The sequence below is a fragment of the Enterococcus sp. C53 genome, from assembly GCF_040887425.1.
GTDB lineage: Bacteria > Bacillota > Bacilli > Lactobacillales > Enterococcaceae > Enterococcus_B > Enterococcus_B hirae.
Map to the genome: position 1 here is coordinate 425,493 of NZ_JBFOFT010000001.1, position 15,642 is coordinate 441,134.

General features: G+C 36.4%; 20 protein-coding genes and 1 tRNA gene. 17 read left to right on the forward strand and 4 right to left on the reverse strand.

What is annotated here, in order from left to right; translation table 11 throughout:
- The first annotated feature begins 144 nt into the window (after positions 1 to 144).
- The 7 genes from AB3I42_RS02120 to AB3I42_RS02150 all read left to right on the forward strand — a co-directional run bounded on the left by AB3I42_RS02120 (position 145) and on the right by AB3I42_RS02150 (position 4,625).
- Positions 145 to 462, forward strand: coding sequence for a PTS sugar transporter subunit IIB (locus tag AB3I42_RS02120; protein ID WP_010719763.1), 318 nt, complete (start codon positions 145 to 147; stop codon positions 460 to 462).
- A gap of 25 nt (positions 463 to 487) precedes the next feature.
- A complete protein-coding gene (locus AB3I42_RS02125; protein WP_010719762.1) occupies positions 488 to 808 on the forward strand; it encodes a PTS lactose/cellobiose transporter subunit IIA in 321 nt (106 codons plus the stop codon).
- A gap of 124 nt (positions 809 to 932) precedes the next feature.
- On the forward strand, positions 933 to 2,390 hold the full coding sequence (locus tag AB3I42_RS02130; RefSeq protein WP_010738188.1) for a PTS sugar transporter subunit IIC: 1,458 nt from the start codon (positions 933 to 935) through the stop codon (positions 2,388 to 2,390).
- Between the two features lie 63 nt (positions 2,391 to 2,453).
- Positions 2,454 to 2,675, forward strand: a complete 222-nt coding sequence (locus tag AB3I42_RS02135) for a hypothetical protein (protein WP_010719760.1) — start codon at positions 2,454 to 2,456, stop codon at positions 2,673 to 2,675.
- A 27-nt stretch (positions 2,676 to 2,702) separates the two neighbouring features.
- On the forward strand, positions 2,703 to 2,885 hold the full coding sequence (locus tag AB3I42_RS02140) for a DUF3188 domain-containing protein (protein WP_010719759.1): 183 nt from the start codon (positions 2,703 to 2,705) through the stop codon (positions 2,883 to 2,885).
- Complete coding sequence (locus tag AB3I42_RS02145) at positions 2,885 to 3,298, forward strand: DUF3284 domain-containing protein (RefSeq protein ID WP_010719758.1); 414 nt, start codon at positions 2,885 to 2,887, stop codon at positions 3,296 to 3,298. Before AB3I42_RS02140 ends, AB3I42_RS02145 begins: the two co-directional genes overlap by 1 nt.
- A 145-nt stretch (positions 3,299 to 3,443) precedes the next feature.
- Entirely contained in the window at positions 3,444 to 4,625 is a 1,182-nt protein-coding gene (locus AB3I42_RS02150; protein ID WP_010738187.1) for an enhanced intracellular survival protein Eis, read from the forward strand.
- 158 nt (positions 4,626 to 4,783) lie between these two features.
- Here AB3I42_RS02150 and AB3I42_RS02155 read toward each other — a convergent pair whose 3' ends face one another.
- Positions 4,784 to 4,948, reverse strand: a complete 165-nt coding sequence (locus AB3I42_RS02155) for a hypothetical protein (protein WP_010738186.1) — start codon at positions 4,946 to 4,948, stop codon at positions 4,784 to 4,786.
- A gap of 151 nt (positions 4,949 to 5,099) precedes the next feature.
- Here AB3I42_RS02155 and AB3I42_RS02160 point away from each other — a divergent pair.
- Positions 5,100 to 5,173, forward strand: a tRNA-Arg gene (locus tag AB3I42_RS02160).
- 61 nt (positions 5,174 to 5,234) lie between these two features.
- Here AB3I42_RS02160 and AB3I42_RS02165 read toward each other — a convergent pair.
- A complete protein-coding gene (locus tag AB3I42_RS02165) occupies positions 5,235 to 5,654 on the reverse strand; it encodes a hypothetical protein (RefSeq protein WP_258924860.1) in 420 nt (139 codons plus the stop codon).
- Positions 5,655 to 5,971: 317 nt separating this feature from the next.
- Positions 5,972 to 7,204, reverse strand: coding sequence for an aminopeptidase (locus AB3I42_RS02170; RefSeq protein ID WP_034867838.1), 1,233 nt, complete (start codon positions 7,202 to 7,204; stop codon positions 5,972 to 5,974).
- Positions 7,205 to 7,462: 258 nt separating this feature from the next.
- Between AB3I42_RS02170 and AB3I42_RS02175 the strand changes: the two genes are divergently transcribed.
- The gene (locus AB3I42_RS02175) at positions 7,463 to 8,023 is read left to right on the forward strand and encodes a TetR/AcrR family transcriptional regulator (RefSeq protein ID WP_131773211.1); all 561 of its coding nucleotides are present in this window, start codon (positions 7,463 to 7,465) and stop codon (positions 8,021 to 8,023) included.
- A gap of 198 nt (positions 8,024 to 8,221) precedes the next feature.
- Here the strand turns inward: AB3I42_RS02175 and AB3I42_RS02180 are convergent, their stop codons facing one another.
- A complete protein-coding gene (locus tag AB3I42_RS02180) occupies positions 8,222 to 8,662 on the reverse strand; it encodes a flavodoxin (RefSeq protein WP_010719752.1) in 441 nt (146 codons plus the stop codon).
- A gap of 158 nt (positions 8,663 to 8,820) precedes the next feature.
- Here AB3I42_RS02180 and map point away from each other — a divergent pair, with 158 nt between their 5' ends.
- The 8 genes from map (at position 8,821) to rfbC (ending at position 15,627) form a co-directional block, all read left to right on the forward strand.
- Complete coding sequence (gene map, locus AB3I42_RS02185; protein WP_010719751.1) at positions 8,821 to 9,585, forward strand: type I methionyl aminopeptidase; 765 nt, start codon at positions 8,821 to 8,823, stop codon at positions 9,583 to 9,585.
- 26 nt (positions 9,586 to 9,611) lie between these two features.
- Positions 9,612 to 10,535, forward strand: a complete 924-nt coding sequence (locus AB3I42_RS02190) for a YihY/virulence factor BrkB family protein (RefSeq protein WP_010719750.1) — start codon at positions 9,612 to 9,614, stop codon at positions 10,533 to 10,535.
- A gap of 68 nt (positions 10,536 to 10,603) precedes the next feature.
- Positions 10,604 to 11,734 (forward strand): glycosyltransferase family 4 protein, encoded by a 1,131-nt coding sequence (locus AB3I42_RS02195; protein WP_181914590.1) that lies wholly within the window; start codon positions 10,604 to 10,606, stop codon positions 11,732 to 11,734.
- Positions 11,734 to 12,534: a glycosyltransferase gene (locus AB3I42_RS02200; RefSeq protein ID WP_010719748.1), complete on the forward strand. Its 801-nt coding sequence runs from the start codon at positions 11,734 to 11,736 to the stop codon at positions 12,532 to 12,534. The genes AB3I42_RS02195 and AB3I42_RS02200 overlap by 1 nt, the downstream gene beginning before the upstream one ends.
- Positions 12,531 to 13,355, forward strand: a complete 825-nt coding sequence (locus AB3I42_RS02205; RefSeq protein WP_368022234.1) for a glycosyltransferase — start codon at positions 12,531 to 12,533, stop codon at positions 13,353 to 13,355. The genes AB3I42_RS02200 and AB3I42_RS02205 overlap by 4 nt, the downstream gene beginning before the upstream one ends.
- Positions 13,356 to 13,368: 13 nt before the next feature.
- Positions 13,369 to 14,085 (forward strand): glycosyltransferase family 2 protein, encoded by a 717-nt coding sequence (locus tag AB3I42_RS02210; protein ID WP_010738181.1) that lies wholly within the window; start codon positions 13,369 to 13,371, stop codon positions 14,083 to 14,085.
- Positions 14,086 to 14,173: 88 nt separating this feature from the next.
- Positions 14,174 to 15,040 (forward strand): glucose-1-phosphate thymidylyltransferase RfbA, encoded by an 867-nt coding sequence (gene rfbA, locus AB3I42_RS02215; RefSeq protein ID WP_010738180.1) that lies wholly within the window; start codon positions 14,174 to 14,176, stop codon positions 15,038 to 15,040.
- A gap of 14 nt (positions 15,041 to 15,054) precedes the next feature.
- Positions 15,055 to 15,627: a dTDP-4-dehydrorhamnose 3,5-epimerase gene (gene rfbC, locus AB3I42_RS02220; RefSeq protein WP_010719744.1), complete on the forward strand. Its 573-nt coding sequence runs from the start codon at positions 15,055 to 15,057 to the stop codon at positions 15,625 to 15,627.
- Positions 15,628 to 15,642: the final 15 nt, after the last annotated feature.

Genomic DNA, 15,642 nt, shown 5'->3' on the forward strand with positions numbered 1-15,642 from the left:
TCTATTTTTTTACACAGATATCACCAGTGTGCGCACAGAAAAGAAGGACCAAAGGTTATGAAAACGCTATTTTGGTTCTTTTTTTGTTTGGCATGCTTCTTGCATTATAAAAATGTGTAAAACAAATTAAAAGGAGTGGAGAAAATGGCGAAAAAAACGATTATGTTAGTATGCTCTGCGGGGATGAGTACAAGTTTGCTAGTTACGAAAATGCAAAAAGCTGCAGAAGAAAAAGGAATGGAGGCAGATATTTTTGCTGTTTCAGCTTCAGACGCTGATAATAATCTTGAAGCAAAAAATGTCGATGTCTTACTTTTAGGACCTCAAGTCCGGTTTATGAAAGCTCAATTTGAGCAAAAATTAGCACCGAAAGGGATTCCGCTAGATGTAATCAATATGCAAGATTACGGCATGATGAATGGTGCAAAAGTACTAGAACAAGCCGAAAATTTGATGCAATAAATCTATAGGAAATGGAGGAAAAAATGTGGAAGATCAACAAAATCTCGAAGCCATCATGGGACTCATCATGTTTGGTGGTAATGCCAAGAGCGATGCAATGGAAGCGATTTCTGCGGCTAAAAAAGGTAATTTCGAGTTAGCGGATCAAAAAATAATGGATGCAAAGGAATCATTAGTCCAAGCCCATCATTCACAGACGCAAATGTTGACACAAGAAGCACAAGGAAACCATGTTCAGGTCACGTTATTGACCGTACACAGTCAAGACCATTTAATGACGTCGATTGCTTTTACTGATTTAGCAGAAGAACTTATTGAACTTTACCGAAGAATCAATGTCGAATAAAGACAGATGAACGAAAATAGAACCTTCTTTTTTGAACGGAAGAAGAAAAAATTTTGAACGGATTTTTTTAATTTGGTATGAGGAAGCAATTCTTTATATAAACAACTTATAGGAGGATATAAAAATGAACGGATTAACAAATTGGATGGAGAAATACATCCTTCCGGTTGCCGCAAAAATTGGTGCGCAGAAACATTTAGTTGCTTTGCGTGACGCTTTTATCGGTACTTTACCTGCAACAATGGCGGGATCAGTCGCTGTAATGATCAATGCAATTATTCGAGATTTACCACAGCAATTTAATAGTACGTATGCAGATAGTTTAGCAGCGGACAAAGGAATTTTTGCAGTATTAAATGTTATTATTGGAATTAATGGATTTGTATGGAATGGAACTTTAGCAATTGCCGGCTTGATTTTTGCCTTTTCTTGGGGATACAATCTTGCGAGAGCTTATGGGGTCAATGACCTAGCCGGAGGGATCGTTGGTCTGGCAACTTTGATCCAAGGAATTTCTTTTGGTCCTTCATTGTCAGCCGCTTTGAACGTGAATGTTCCGCAAAATATCGTTGATGCCATCAATGGAACAGAATTAGGGGCAACGATCGCGGATGGAAATTTATCTGTTGGTCTTTGGGGTTGGCTAAAACTTGATCATTTAAATGGAAACTCTTATTTCACAGTCATGATCATGGGTGCTATTTCTGTCATTATTTTCTGTAAATTAATGTTAGCCAACATTACGATCAAAATGCCAGATTCTGTACCACCAGCAGTATCGAAGGCTTTTGCCGCAATTCTGCCAGCAACGATCGCTTTATATGTCATTGCTATTATTAATTATATCGTTGGTCGTATCGCTGACGGACAATTGATCATTGATTTAGTTCAAAAATATATCGCTGAACCTTTCTTGGGATTATCTCAAGGGATCGGTGCTGTTTTGATCGTTACGGTCTTTGTTCAGATCTTCTGGTTCTTTGGTATTCATGGACCAAACGTGTTAGCTCCAGTTTTAGAAGGAATTTGGGGTCAAGCACAATTGATCAATATCGATATTTTCCAAAAAGGTTACAATGGCAAAACAGGAACACCTGCAGTCTTAGATGCAATTGAAGATGGTAAGGCTTATATGTGGGTTCGTGGATCCTTTGATGCCTTCGCTTGGTTCGGGGGTTCTGGTGGTACGATCGTTCTATTGATTGCTATTTTACTCCTTTCTAAACGTGCTGATTATTTAACAGTTGCTAAATTGTCGATCGGACCTGGTATTTTCAACATCAATGAACCAGTTATGTTTGGTTTGCCGATTGTATTGAACGCTATCATGTTCATCCCATTCTTATTAGCACCTGTTGTTGCAACAGCTATAGGTTGGGGAGCAACTTACTTTGGTTTGGTCGCCCCAGTATCGCAACAAGTCACATGGGTTGTTCCACCATTCTTACTCTCGTTCCTAGCTACCGGAGCAGACTGGCGTGCGCCAATCGTGACATTAGTATGTATGATCGTGACTTTCTTGATCTGGGCACCGTTCGTTATCTCAGCGAATAAGATGGATCCAGCAGCAGGCGAACAATAAAAATCAATGAGCAGAAGCATTTTTTGCTTCTGCTCTCTAAACAATAATCTAGGAGGAACTAAAATGATTTCAATCGCAAGTGCCATGCAACAAGATGCTATCAAAGAGTTATTAGAAGGTTACAATGAAGATGGCTTTTCATATACATTTAAAGAAAAACAAGGGATCAAATTGTTTTTTGAGACGAGCGCACAAGATAAAGAAGCAGCAGCACAAAAAGCAAAAGCATTAATCAAAGCACAACCATGGGGCACTGTTTTATATTTTCAAGCAACAGCAGTTTAACTGGTTGTAAGATAGGAAGGGTTCAAAATGATGAAAAACGGCTTATTTTTATGTAGTATTGGTTCACTGATCGTATTGTATTGTTTAAATCCTAGTTCGCAAAACTATGATTTGTATAGTATGGCTACAGGACTATTTCTGGCAGGTTTAGGTATACATTTCTTTTTAAAAGGGAAAAAAAGAGAAGAAGCAAAGGGGAAAAATAGCTAATGGAAATCGTTAAAACTTTAAATATTCCAGCATCCTTTTTCTATGATAAAGTGATGGACTCTGTCCTTTTTGATGTACGTAAAGCGACTGGAAAATCGGTTACTCGTAAACAACTTAAAAACCTTGAATACGTCAAACAATTCTCACAAAATAGCCGCGCTCGCATCAAGATCGAGGAAGTTATTGAAAATCAGTCGTATAAATTTCGAACATCTACCACAAAAAATGATTATGTCGTCCATTATCAAATCAAAGCGTTAGATGATAAAACCTGCGAAGTACGTTATACGGAACAAATGCAATCATATGGGATGCTACAAAAATTGAATGATATGATTTTAGGAACGATGTTGATGTATTTTAAAAAACGTCGCTTCAAAAAAATGTTAGTAATGATCGAAGAAACTTACTAGTAAAAAACTAATTGTGGCAAGAAGCAGTTGATTCAGCTAAATAGTGATTTATTGAAATAACATTTTTATTTTGATAAAGTGACTATGGTTGGATCACTGAACTTGACACAATTTTTTATTGTTTTTGATGGAAGGGGTAACAAAAATGGCAAATGAAGTAAAAGAACTTGGTGTTGCTTATCAAGAAGCGATGTTTGAACTAGCAACCTATGCATTTAATGCGCAGGATACACCTGCAAGACGTGAACGATTCAAACTGATCGTTGAAAATTCATGGAATTATGGTTTTTTTGACGAGGAAGAGCAACTCACTAGCCAAGTAATGGCGACGCCTTTTTCTGTTGAATTTTATGGGCAACAGTATTTAATGGCAGGAATCGGTTATGTAGCATCTTATCCTGAAGCTAGGGGACAAGGCGGGATCAATCAAATCATGGAAAAAATCTTAAAAGATTGCCGTGAAAGAAAAGTAAGTCTTTCTTATCTTGCTCCATTTTCTTACCCATTTTATCGTCGCTACGGTTATGAGCAATTGTTTGATAAAATCAATTATCAATTGGATAGTCGAGATGTACCGAACGTGAAAAAGACGGCTGGCAAAATGAAACGAGTGACTTTTGAACAAGCAAGAGAAGTCATAGAAATGATTTATAAACAAATGCCAGCAAATCAGCGTGGTGGATTAAGTAGAGAAGACTGGTGGTATACTTATAAGTTTAAGCAAAAGACAGATAATCATTATGCGCTGTATTACGATGAATCTGGTCAAGCAACAGGATATGTGGTTTACCAGTTAACGGCACCAACATTTGTAGTAGTGGAATGGGGCTATTTGAGTCATGAAGCCTTTCAAGGATTAGTGAGGTTTGTTAGTTCCCATAGTGGGGCGTTTGCTTCTTTTGACTATGCTTGTGGTTATTCAGGTAGTGATCAAAATTATTTGCTTAAAAATCCTTTTGCACAAATGACGATCACGCCATATATGATGGGCAGAATTGTTGATCTTGAGTTGTTTTTGAAAGACTATCCTTTCAAAAAACAAGCGCTCACTTTTGCTTTAGAAGTAACAGATGATCCTTACGCACAGTGGAATGAAGGGATCTTTGAGATCACTGTATCAAATGCAGAGGTGAAAATTGAAAAAGTAACAGAAACAAAATTACCAACCATCAGTGGCACCATCCAACGCATGACTCAATTATTAATGGGGTATCGTCAGATGGAAGAACTTGTTTTTTACAATCACATCCAATTGTCAACTGAAGCTCTATTAGAAATGGCGCCATGCTTTCCAAGTCAGCAACCTATTCTAAATGATTATTTTTAAAATGAACGTAAAATATTTGTTGCTCAACACATATAACGCCCTCCAAGGTTTTCGACGAATTCTTGGAGGGCGTTATCGTATAAAAAGCTATTTTGAAATTTTTTCGATATCATTCTGAAAATCAGATTGCTTTTTTGCCACTGATTTATCTCATTTCTCTACAGCAAATCTTCTTTTTTAGTAAACTTGAATTTGCGACTTTCTTTTTTCTGAGGTTTTTCATCTTCATGCTGTTTAATGGCTTCTTTTGATAGTTGTTCTCGTTCTTTTTTAGAAGCATCAAAGCGTTCAGCGTATATTTCTTCTTTTGGTTTGTCATTCATAAATAAAACCTCCCTCATCACTTGTTAGATAACTCTATTTTATCACTCGTCAAAAGCTAGTGGAAACGTTTTGCTTAGGAAGAAAAATGATTTTCTAAGAGAAGCTTGCATGTGCTCCTTAAACAAGCTAAAATAATACTATTGAGAACTTGTTCCTGTAGCTCAGTAGGATAGAGCAATCGCCTCCTAAGCGATAGGTCGCTGGTTCAATTCCAGTCAGGAACGTTAAAAACCTGTAACCGTTGTGGTTCAGGTTTTTTTGTTTATGTGGGACCAAGATAGTTTTCTACGCTACATTCGATTTTTCTGGTGAGTGAAAGACAGCTTTTCTAAATTTTTTTGATAAAGGAAAGGTAAACATACAAATAAGCAATAATAACTGGCTCAAAGTGATGATAGTTAAGCAAACTGTTTGGTATTTGACCAGTAAATAAAAATGGATGCCTAATTCGATAATATTAATCAAGATAAGGTACAAGTAGTATTGTTTCTTTATTTTACATTGATAAATACAGTAGAAACTGAACCGATAATCTAAACAAACCAAAAATAGCAAAATGAATTTGTGGATTGTTGTGAGCAGGTCATGTTGATTAGCTAAACGATGAAAAAACAATAACGCAGTTGGCAGAGGGATATAAAGCGTTAATACTAAGACAAAAAAATAAACAATAAAATAAACAATAAAATAAACAATAAAAGGCATACTATCTCTCCATCATTTTTTCTAATTTTTAATAATAAATGTTGTTTTTGTCAATCTTATCAAAAAACAGAAAATGTATTAATAGAATTTCGTGATAAATAGTATAAATAATTTTTATAAAAAACTTGAACAACAGGATCAAAAAATCGCTTATTCGACCATCTTTCAGTGAGTAGCAGGGAAAAGTGTTGTCTGTAATAGAAATAATCATCACAAAAAAGAGAAGAAGTCTGTAGTACCCCAAAAAGTTAGACCAAAAATCTAACTTTTGGAGGTCGTTTAAGATTTCTCCTCTTTTTTTGTATCGTTTTATCAGATTAAGCCCAGTCACCATTTCTAAATACTGGAACAGTAGAACCGTCTTCACGGATACCGTCAATATTCATTTGGTCAGAACCAACCATAAAATCAACATGGGTTTGACTGCGGTTAAGACCAGCTTGCACAAGTTCTTCATCGGTCATTTCAGTACCACCTTCGACACTAAAGGCATACGCAGATCCTAGAGCTAAGTGATTCGACGCGTTTTCGTCAAATAACGTATTGTAAAAGATAATACCCGATTGAGAAATTGGCGAAGGATCGGGAACGAGTGCTACTTCTCCTAATGAGCGTGCGCCTTCATCAGTATTGAGCAAGGTTTCCAATACTTCTTGACCTTGTTCAGCAGAAAAATCAATGACTTTTCCAGCTTCAAAAGTAAACTTCATCCCTGAGATGATCGTACCTGCATAGCTCAATGGTTTTGTACTAGAGATATAACCATCGATCCGTCGGTAATCAGGTGCAGTAAACACTTCTTCAGTAGGCATATTTGCCATGAATTTTTCTCCACGGGAGTTGTAACTTCCTGCGCCTTCCCAAAGATGATTTTTTGGTAGGCCAATGACGATATCTGTGCCAGGGGCAGTATAGTGCAGGGCAGTAAACTGTTCTTGATTTAATTCAGCAGCTTTTTTCGCTAATTTTTCATCATGTTCTTTCCAAGCCTGTACAGGATCTTCCTCGTAAATACGAGTTGTTTTAAAAATTTGATCCCATAATGCATCCAGTTGTTCTTCTTCTGGTAAATCTGAGAAAACTTTAGCTGCCCATTGTTTACCAGCCGCAGCGACTACAGTCCAGCTTACTTTATTTGCTTGGGTCGCTTTTCTTAGATTCATCATTGCTTTGCCAGCGGCAGTTTGATACGTAGCGATTCGTTTTCCATCTACGCCACCAAAAGCATCTGGATCGGCAGATACAACACTGATTCGGCTAGCACCTTTAGCGATCCAATCATCAGTCTGATCAATTTTATATTGTGGAACAGTTTCAAGACGGTCTTGTGCAGCGTAAGAAAGAAATTCTTTTTGGATCACGTCGTCCGTCCATTGTACGATCACTTCAGCTGCACCTAAACGATAGGCTTCTTTGGTGATCAAGCGAGCTAATGGGGCTTGATCGACGTTGATTTGTAAAACAACTGTATGGTCTTTTTCGACGTTTACGCCGGTTTCAACAATTAATCGTGCATATTTTTCGAGGTTCTCATTAAAATTTTCTAACATAATCCATTTCCTCCTAATGTTTCATCCAATAGCTATTTGTATGATAACATTTAATTCTTTTAGAGACAATCTGCCAGAATCGTAAAATAAAAAAATGGGTGTTCTTCTAAATGATGTCTAAAATTTATAAAATTGATTGTTTTTAAAGTAATTTTTTAAAAATAAAAAAACAAGTTGTGCATAACAAAATAATCATGTTACAATTAAATTAATCAATAGTGGAAGCGTTATAAATAATTTCAAGGAGATTAAAAAAATATGGCAAGAAAAAAGACGATCACAAAAGATCAGATTTTAGCAGCCGCTTTTGAAGTGGCTACCACAGAAGGATTTTCAAAATTTACGGCAAGGAATATTGCAAATAAAATGAATTGTTCGACTCAACCGATTTATCTTGAGTTCAAAAACATGGATGATCTGAAGCAAGCCTTATTTGCTCAGATTTACGAGTACTTGAAGCATGAAGTGTTCCCAGTTGTACATACAGGAAATACCATTATCGATTTAGCTGTAAACTATATTGATTTTGCCAATCGAGAGAAAAAATTATACAGTTCTCTGTACTTAGAAGAATATGGTGGGGAAAGGGAGATGCAAAACTTCTCTTATAATTATTTTGTCGAGACGGTCAAGAAAGATCCAGAGTATGCTGATCTATCTGCGGAACAAATTGAGTCTTTGCATAACACAATTTGGATCATCGCTACAGGATTAGCAGCACTGATGTCTTCAAGTATCATTCATCCGACCAAGGAACAAATTGAAAAAATGATCCAAGATAGCATCAATGCGACACTAAATACGAAAGAAACGATCTAAGTGAATTAAACAAACTACTTGAAGTATTTCTCGAAAGTCTTTCTCAAACATACACATTGATTTTTTGAAATTAAAAAAGCTTCTAAAAACATGATAAAAAGAACGTGTGATGCTAACTCTCTCCAGCATCACACGTTCTTTTTATCAAATAATTGAAGTTTTTCCAAAAGTTCTCAGCTGTGAGCTGACTGATTTGGCCTATAATTTTGAAACAAGCGCCTTAGCAAATGCTTCGAGTTTTTCGATGTCTTCTTCTTCAGCGTTTAAATCAACTTTAACATTTTCTGTTCCTTTTACTGCTCCTGTTTTCGCAAAGGCAGCATCGAAGTCATCTACGGACTTACAAAATTCATCATAAAAAGTGTCTCCAGAACCACAAACGCCATAGATTTTTCCAGACAAGTCAAGTTCTTGTAAATCTTCATATAAGTCTACGATCTCATCTGGTAAGTCACCATCATCGTATGTATAAGTTGCGACGACACAAATATCTGCATCCTCAAATTCATCTGCATCCACTTGAGTACACTCATTGATTTCAACATCAATATCTAAATTTTCAAAAGCTTCTGCTACGATATCAGCAATTTCTTCTGTATTGCCAGTCATACTTGCGTAAACGATTTTTGCTAAAGCCATGGGTTGCCTCCTACTTATTGATATATGATCCTCTAACATTTACAGATTATACCAAAACCTTTACTAAAAGAAAACAAGTCATGTGAAGAGAATCTGATTTGGCGAACGACCGGACACTATGGTAAAATGAGGAAGATTTGTAAAAAGGAGACGAAAATATGATTACATTGAAATCAGCACGAGAAATTGAAACAATGGCTGAGTCTGGCGCGTTGTTAGCGGATGTACATAAAAATCTGCGAGATTTTATCAAACCAGGCGTGACGAGTTGGGATATTGAAGTTTTTGTTCGTAACTATATTGAAAGCCATGGTGGGATTGCGGCTCAAATTGGATTTGAAGGCTATGAGTATGCGACTTGTATTAGCATCAATGACGAAATTTGTCATGGATTTCCACGTAAAAAACCGCTGAAAAATGGCGATTTAGTGAAAGTGGATATGTGTATCGATTTAAAAGGCGGCATTTCTGATTCTTGTTGGGCTTATGTAGTGGGAGAGTCAACACCGGAAATTGATCGCTTGATGGAAGTGACAAAAAAAGCTTTGTATCTAGGAATCGAACAAGCGCAAGTTGGGAACCGAATTGGCGACATTGGTCATGCTATCCAAACTTATGTTGAAAGTGAAAACTTAGCGGTTGTCCGTGACTTTATTGGTCATGGTGTGGGTCCAACGATCCATGAAGAACCTGCTGTCCCTCATTATGGTGAAGCAGGAAAAGGTCTACGGTTAAAAGAAGGGATGGTTATTACCATTGAGCCAATGGTTAATACTGGAACTTGGAAAATGAAAATGGATCCAAATGGCTGGACTGCTTATACAAGAGATGGTGGCTTGTCTTGCCAATATGAACATACACTGGCAATTACGAAAGATGGACCAAGAATCTTAACTTCTCAAGGTGAAGAAGGTACGTATTGAGAAGCTAGATCAATAAGGAGAATTTGATGAAATTATTAGGGAAAATAAAGCAAAACGAAAATTTAATGCGTTTTATTGCAACAACAAAAAAACGGATCACTGATTCAGAAATGGGTACCACGTCAGTTGTTGTGGCGTATTATTTATTATTGTCTTTATTTCCCCTAATTATTGCGTTTGGTAATATTTTGCCATTTCTAAAAATCGATCAAGAGACAGTATTGACTTATGTGCGGCAAATCATCCCTGAGACGGTCTATCAGTTTATCGGTCCTGCAATTCGAAATTTGTTAACGCAAAGTTCCGGTGGCTTGTTGTCGTTATCTGCTTTAGCTGCTTTGTGGTCTGCCAGTCAAAGTATCAACGCTTTACAAATTGCCATGAATAAGGCTTATGGTGTAGAAAATAGAAAGAATTTTTTGATCGTCCGTTTCTTTTCATTAGTAGTGATTTTGCTTTTCATGATTGCGATTAGTGGAGTAACGATTTTTTTAGGACTGGGTCAAATGATACTTGAAGCGCTCCAACCGATTTTTAATTTTTCTGGCAATGTGATCATCCAGTTCCAAACTTTGAAATGGCCGATTACCTTAGTTGTCTTATTTATCATTATGTTTTTGATTTATGTGATAGTACCGAATGCGCAATTAAAACTAAAAGCAGTGATTCCGGGAACGATTTTTGCTACTGTCGGCTGGATGTTGCTATCTCAGGTGTTTGGAATCTACGCAAAATACTTTGCAACAAGAGTCAGTGGATACCAAATCATCGGGAGTTTCATCGTCTTGATGCTATGGCTCAATTTTGCTGCTACAATCATTATATTTGGCGGAATCATCAATGCTGTTGTGCAAGAATACATAACAGGTAACGAAATCAAGAAAAGACGAGTTTCTACAAATAAATGGTGGATTCGTTTCAAAAATAAATTTTCTCATAAAAAAAAATAGAACTGCGAGTTTTTATTGCTTGAGTGTTTTATAATAATTCTAGACTCTTAATTAAAGTAGGTGCCAATATGCTTGTTTCATTTAGTATGGTTGTCAAATTTTTTTTAACAATCTTGTTATCTTTAGTACTAACGCCCATATTTAAAATTATTTCTGTCCAAACCGGAATGGTGGATAAACCGAATGCGCGACGTATTAATGAAATACCTATGCCTTCAGCTGGGGGACTACCCATTTTTATTTCATTTGTCGTATCCACCTTATTGTTTTTTCGTGACATCATTCCCAAATTTTATATCATTCCTATTTTACTAGCTTCCTTAGTGATCATTCTAACGGGAGTACTGGATGATAAATACGAGTTGACGCCTAAACAAAAGTCCGTCGGGATCTTATTAGCAGCGTTGATCGTCTATTTTGTGGCAGATATTCACATTGATTCAGTAACATTGCCCTTTTTTGGTTATATCGAATTGGGTTGGCTGAGTTTTCCTGTGACCATTTTTTGGATTTTCGGTATCACTAATGCAATTAATTTGATTGATGGATTAGACGGCTTGGCAACCGGAATCTCGTTGATCGGGTTGATTACAATTGGTATTATCGGATATTTTTTCCTACATGCTTCTACAGTATACATACCAATCGTCATATTCTGTTTAGTGGCAAGCATTATTGGCTTTTTTCCTTATAATTTTTATCCTGCCAAAATTTACTTAGGAGACACTGGGGCATTGTTCTTAGGATTTATGATGGCTGTTCTTTCTCTACAAGGTCTGAAGAATGTAACATTTGTTTCTTCTATCTCATTATTGATTGTGATGGGCGTTCCAGTAACAGATACTTTTTTTGCGATTATTCGCAGAAAAGCGAACCGTGTCTCTTTTTCTACAGCAGATAAAAAACACCTACATCATCGATTATTGAGTCTAGGTTTTACGCATAAAGGAGCAGTTTTGACCATTTATGCTATGGCATTGATGTTTTCATTTACTGCCATGATCATGAACTATACTGGGCGTCTCGGTTCGATTGTTTTGATCGTTTCGATGCTATTTGCGGCTATTTTATTGTTTGAGTTGATTGGATTGATCAACGAGAAGCATCAGTACATTCTTAAAACTTTACGTTTTTTAGGCAATAAAGAATATCGAATACAAGTCATACAGAAATATAAAAGGAAATGGACTAGACACTAATGAAAATAAATCAAAAACAACCGATTTTAATTAGCATCGTAACGGCTAATAGTCAAAAGATTTTTCAAACGTTAGATACGCTTCTAGCCAGCATAAATGACCAAGCCATGGTTGAGATCTTGATTTTCGATAATGCTTCGTCGATTGACTACCAAGAACGATTGAAAGAATATCTAAAGTATCCGTTTGTCAAAATCTATTTTAATCAGGAAAATAAAGGATTTGGTTATGGACATAACCATAATTTATTAACGAGTGACTTTTCTTATGCTGTGATCTTTAACCCAGATATTCTGGTGGATCAGCAGACAGTCGTTGACTTGGTCAAACTTTTGCAGGAACATCCAGAATGTGCCATGTTAGCACCTAAAATATTGAATGAAGATGGTACGACACAACATTTGATTCGCCAAAAATTAGATGTATTCGATTATGTATTGCGGTTTATTCCGGCTCGTTTTGTCAAGCAGTTGTTTGCTCAACGTTTAGCAAAATTCGAATGCCATGATTTGTCAGAAACAACCAATAGCTACGTGCGTATGATCTCTGGTAGTTTTATGGTCGTTGATGTCAATAAATTTAAAAAAGTCAACGGGTTTGACAATCGCTATTTTATGTATTTTGAAGATAATGATCTTTGCTTAACTTTTGAAAAAGCAGGAGAAAAACTCCTTTATACGCCGTTATACACGATTGTTCATTTATATGGAAAAGGTGCTCATCGCAATTTTAAACTTTTTCGTATCTTTTTACAGTCAATGGTGAAATTTTTCAATAAGTGGGGGTGGACTTTCTTTTGACCATACCCAAAATAGTAGTCGTTATCGTATTATACCAGCAGCGTTTTAGTCAATCGCCTTCTTTTGATCTGCTCATGAAAGCTGTCAAAGAGAAGAAGATTCAACTGGTTGTTTATAATAATAGTCCCGTTAAGCAATTGGAGCCATTATTAGAACAAGACAAAGATATAAGCTACTATCATGATCCATCAAATCCTGGTCTGGCTACGGCTTATAATTATGCGTTGAATCATGCGCAGCAGAATATTCGCTATTTCGTTACACTTGATCATGATAGTCAATTGACTGCAACGTATTTTGATACGCTTTTAACGATTGATTGGACAGATGAATTGGTTGCAGCCGTTCCGTTAGTTTATGCTGGAAGCAACCAAATATCGCCTGTTTTTGCGGATCGCTATATCAATCGTCAAGTTGAAAAGGTTGATCGATCACAGCTCAGTCAAAGACGAATCATGGCGATTAATTCGGGCGCTGTTTTTTCTATCAAATTTTTAAAGGAAATTGGCGGTTTTAATTTAGATTTTCCCCTTGATTTCTTGGATCATTGGCTTTTTTGGACGATCTATCAGTTCAAAAAGACGGTTTTTATCTTACCTGAAAAAATGGAACATGATCTTTCAGTTCTTGATTATCAGAAAGTTTCTGTTACAAGGTATCAGTCGATACTGAAAGCTGAAAAAACTTTTTATCAAAATTATGATAAAGAAATGTTACTGCGTCATCGAAAACAATTATTGTTACGTACAGTAAAACAATTTTTAACAGTCAGAAATCGTAAAATATGGCGTTTGACATTACAATCATTTACTGAAAACTGAAGGGTGTGAATTTGTGCAATCAGTTTGTATGGCTACCTTTAATGGTGGCAGATATTTAAGAGAACAATTGGATAGTATTTTAAACCAACTGACACTTGAGGATGAATTGATTATTTCAGATGATGGATCGACAGATGAAACTTGTCAAATTATAAAGGAATACACGCAACTAGACAATCGAATCAAATTTGTTGAAGGACCAAGGAAAGGTGTCATTGCCAACTTCAACCATGCCATTCAACAATCTAAAGGTGACATCATTTTTTTAGCAGACCAAGATGATGTTTGGCTACCTAATAAGGTGGCTAAGATCACCGCATATTTTGAAGAAAATCCGCAACAATTAGTAGTAGTGAGTGATCTAGTGATTGTGGATGGTCAACTCAATGAGATACACGCGTCGTATTTTTCCTATCGGCATTCCCGAACAGGCTGGCTCAATAATTTGATTCGGAGTAATTATATCGGTGCCGGCATGGCTTTTCGATCTTCATTAAAGAAAGAAATAGTACCAATTCCTTCTGAAGTACCAATGCATGATATGTGGATTGGAATGTTAGGTGGAACTCGTGTTGGGTTTATTAGAGAAACATTGACACTTTATCGTAGACATGATTTTAATGTGAGTGAAATCAAAACAAACACTAAACTAACCCAAAAAATTACCTGGCGGTTGAATCTGATCAAGGCGCTTGTGAAGAGAAAATGGTTTGGAATTAATAAAAGATAGTTAAATCGTTAATAATTCCATGACAAATAACAAGTTTGATGAGATAATAACAAGGTGAATTTTAAATTGAAAAGGAGAATTTATACTCATGAAGGGAATCATTCTTGCTGGGGGAAGTGGTACACGCTTATACCCTCTAACTAAGGCAACTTCAAAACAGTTGATGCCAGTCTACGATAAACCAATGATCTACTATCCAATGTCTACACTAATGCTAGCGGGTATCAAAGAAATCCTGATTATCTCTACTCCTCAAGATACACCAAGATTTAAAGAACTGTTTGGTAATGGGGCAGAGTTAGGATTACAAATTGAGTATGCAGTGCAAGAAAGTCCAGATGGGCTAGCACAGGCTTTTATTATTGGTGAAGAATTTATCGGTGATGATAGTGTGTGCTTAGTTTTAGGAGATAACATCTATTACGGTGGTGGCTTATCTAAAATGCTTCAACGCGCTGCTTCTAAAGATACTGGAGCAACAGTGTTTGGTTACCACGTTAATGATCCAGAACGTTTTGGTGTTGTAGAATTTGATGAAAAGATGCAGGCTCTGTCAATCGAAGAAAAACCTGCGCTACCAAAATCAAATTATGCAGTAACAGGGTTATATTTTTATGATAATGATGTTATTTCGATTGCGAAAAACATCAAACCTTCTGAACGTGGTGAATTAGAGATCACTGATGTAAACAAAGTCTATCTAGAAAAAGGAAAACTATCTGTTGAATTGATGGGTAGAGGTTTTGCTTGGTTAGACACTGGCACGCATGAATCTCTTCTAGAGGCATCCACATTTATTGAAACGATTGAAAAACGTCAAAATCTCAAGGTAGCTTGCTTAGAAGAAATCGCCTACCGAATGGGATATATCACTAAAGAGCAATTACTTACATTAGCTCAACCGTTGAAAAAAAATCAATATGGTCAATATCTTTTACAGTTGGCCAACAATTAAGGGAGTCTGAAGTAATGAAAGTAACTGATACTAATTTAACAGATGTGAAGATCATTGAAATGGATGTTTTTGGTGATCATCGTGGCTTTTTTACCGAAAGTTATTCCAAAGCAAAATTTGTTGAACATGGTTTAGATTTTGATTTTGTTCAAGATAATCATTCATTATCGGCAGAAGCTGGTGTTATCCGCGGACTGCATTTCCAAAAAGGAGAAGCAGCACAAACGAAATTGATTCGGGTAACTTCTGGTGCTGTTTTAGATGTGATTGTCGATATTCGTAAAGGAAGTCCAACCTATGGTAAATGGGAAGGCTTTATCTTATCTGAACACAACCATCGACAACTTTTGGTGCCTAAAGGTTATGCTCATGGATTTGTGACATTGACACCAAATGTCAATTTTCTTTACAAATGTGATAATTACTACAATGCACAAGCTGATGGTGGGATTGCCTTTGATGATCCAGACTTAGCGATTGATTGGCCTATCGATCTTTCCAAAGCGATTATGTCTGAAAAGGATCAGCATCATCCAACTTTAAAAGAGTTTGAAGCAGAAAATCCATTTGTTTATGGTGAAATTTAGGATTGCAAGGAGAAT

What these genes read in the sequence shown, in the direction of transcription:
- AB3I42_RS02120 (WP_010719763.1), top strand. Translation starts at nt 145, where the DNA reads ATGGCGAAAAAAACGATTATGTTAGTATGCTCTGCGGGGATGAGTACA.
- AB3I42_RS02130 (WP_010738188.1), top strand. Translation starts at nt 933, where the DNA reads ATGAACGGATTAACAAATTGGATGGAGAAATACATCCTTCCGGTTGCC.
- AB3I42_RS02135 (WP_010719760.1), top strand. Translation starts at nt 2,454, where the DNA reads ATGATTTCAATCGCAAGTGCCATGCAACAAGATGCTATCAAAGAGTTA.
- AB3I42_RS02140 (WP_010719759.1), top strand. Translation starts at nt 2,703, where the DNA reads ATGATGAAAAACGGCTTATTTTTATGTAGTATTGGTTCACTGATCGTA.
- AB3I42_RS02145 (WP_010719758.1), top strand. Translation starts at nt 2,885, where the DNA reads ATGGAAATCGTTAAAACTTTAAATATTCCAGCATCCTTTTTCTATGAT.
- AB3I42_RS02150 (WP_010738187.1), top strand. Translation starts at nt 3,444, where the DNA reads ATGGCAAATGAAGTAAAAGAACTTGGTGTTGCTTATCAAGAAGCGATG.
- AB3I42_RS02155 (WP_010738186.1), bottom strand. Translation starts at nt 4,948, where the DNA reads ATGAATGACAAACCAAAAGAAGAAATATACGCTGAACGCTTTGATGCT.
- AB3I42_RS02165 (WP_258924860.1), bottom strand. Translation starts at nt 5,654, where the DNA reads ATGCCTTTTATTGTTTATTTTATTGTTTATTTTATTGTTTATTTTTTT.
- AB3I42_RS02170 (WP_034867838.1), bottom strand. Translation starts at nt 7,204, where the DNA reads ATGTTAGAAAATTTTAATGAGAACCTCGAAAAATATGCACGATTAATT.
- AB3I42_RS02175 (WP_131773211.1), top strand. Translation starts at nt 7,463, where the DNA reads ATGGCAAGAAAAAAGACGATCACAAAAGATCAGATTTTAGCAGCCGCT.
- AB3I42_RS02180 (WP_010719752.1), bottom strand. Translation starts at nt 8,662, where the DNA reads ATGGCTTTAGCAAAAATCGTTTACGCAAGTATGACTGGCAATACAGAA.
- map (WP_010719751.1), top strand. Translation starts at nt 8,821, where the DNA reads ATGATTACATTGAAATCAGCACGAGAAATTGAAACAATGGCTGAGTCT.
- AB3I42_RS02190 (WP_010719750.1), top strand. Translation starts at nt 9,612, where the DNA reads ATGAAATTATTAGGGAAAATAAAGCAAAACGAAAATTTAATGCGTTTT.
- AB3I42_RS02195 (WP_181914590.1), top strand. Translation starts at nt 10,604, where the DNA reads ATGCTTGTTTCATTTAGTATGGTTGTCAAATTTTTTTTAACAATCTTG.
- AB3I42_RS02200 (WP_010719748.1), top strand. Translation starts at nt 11,734, where the DNA reads ATGAAAATAAATCAAAAACAACCGATTTTAATTAGCATCGTAACGGCT.
- rfbA (WP_010738180.1), top strand. Translation starts at nt 14,174, where the DNA reads ATGAAGGGAATCATTCTTGCTGGGGGAAGTGGTACACGCTTATACCCT.
- rfbC (WP_010719744.1), top strand. Translation starts at nt 15,055, where the DNA reads ATGAAAGTAACTGATACTAATTTAACAGATGTGAAGATCATTGAAATG.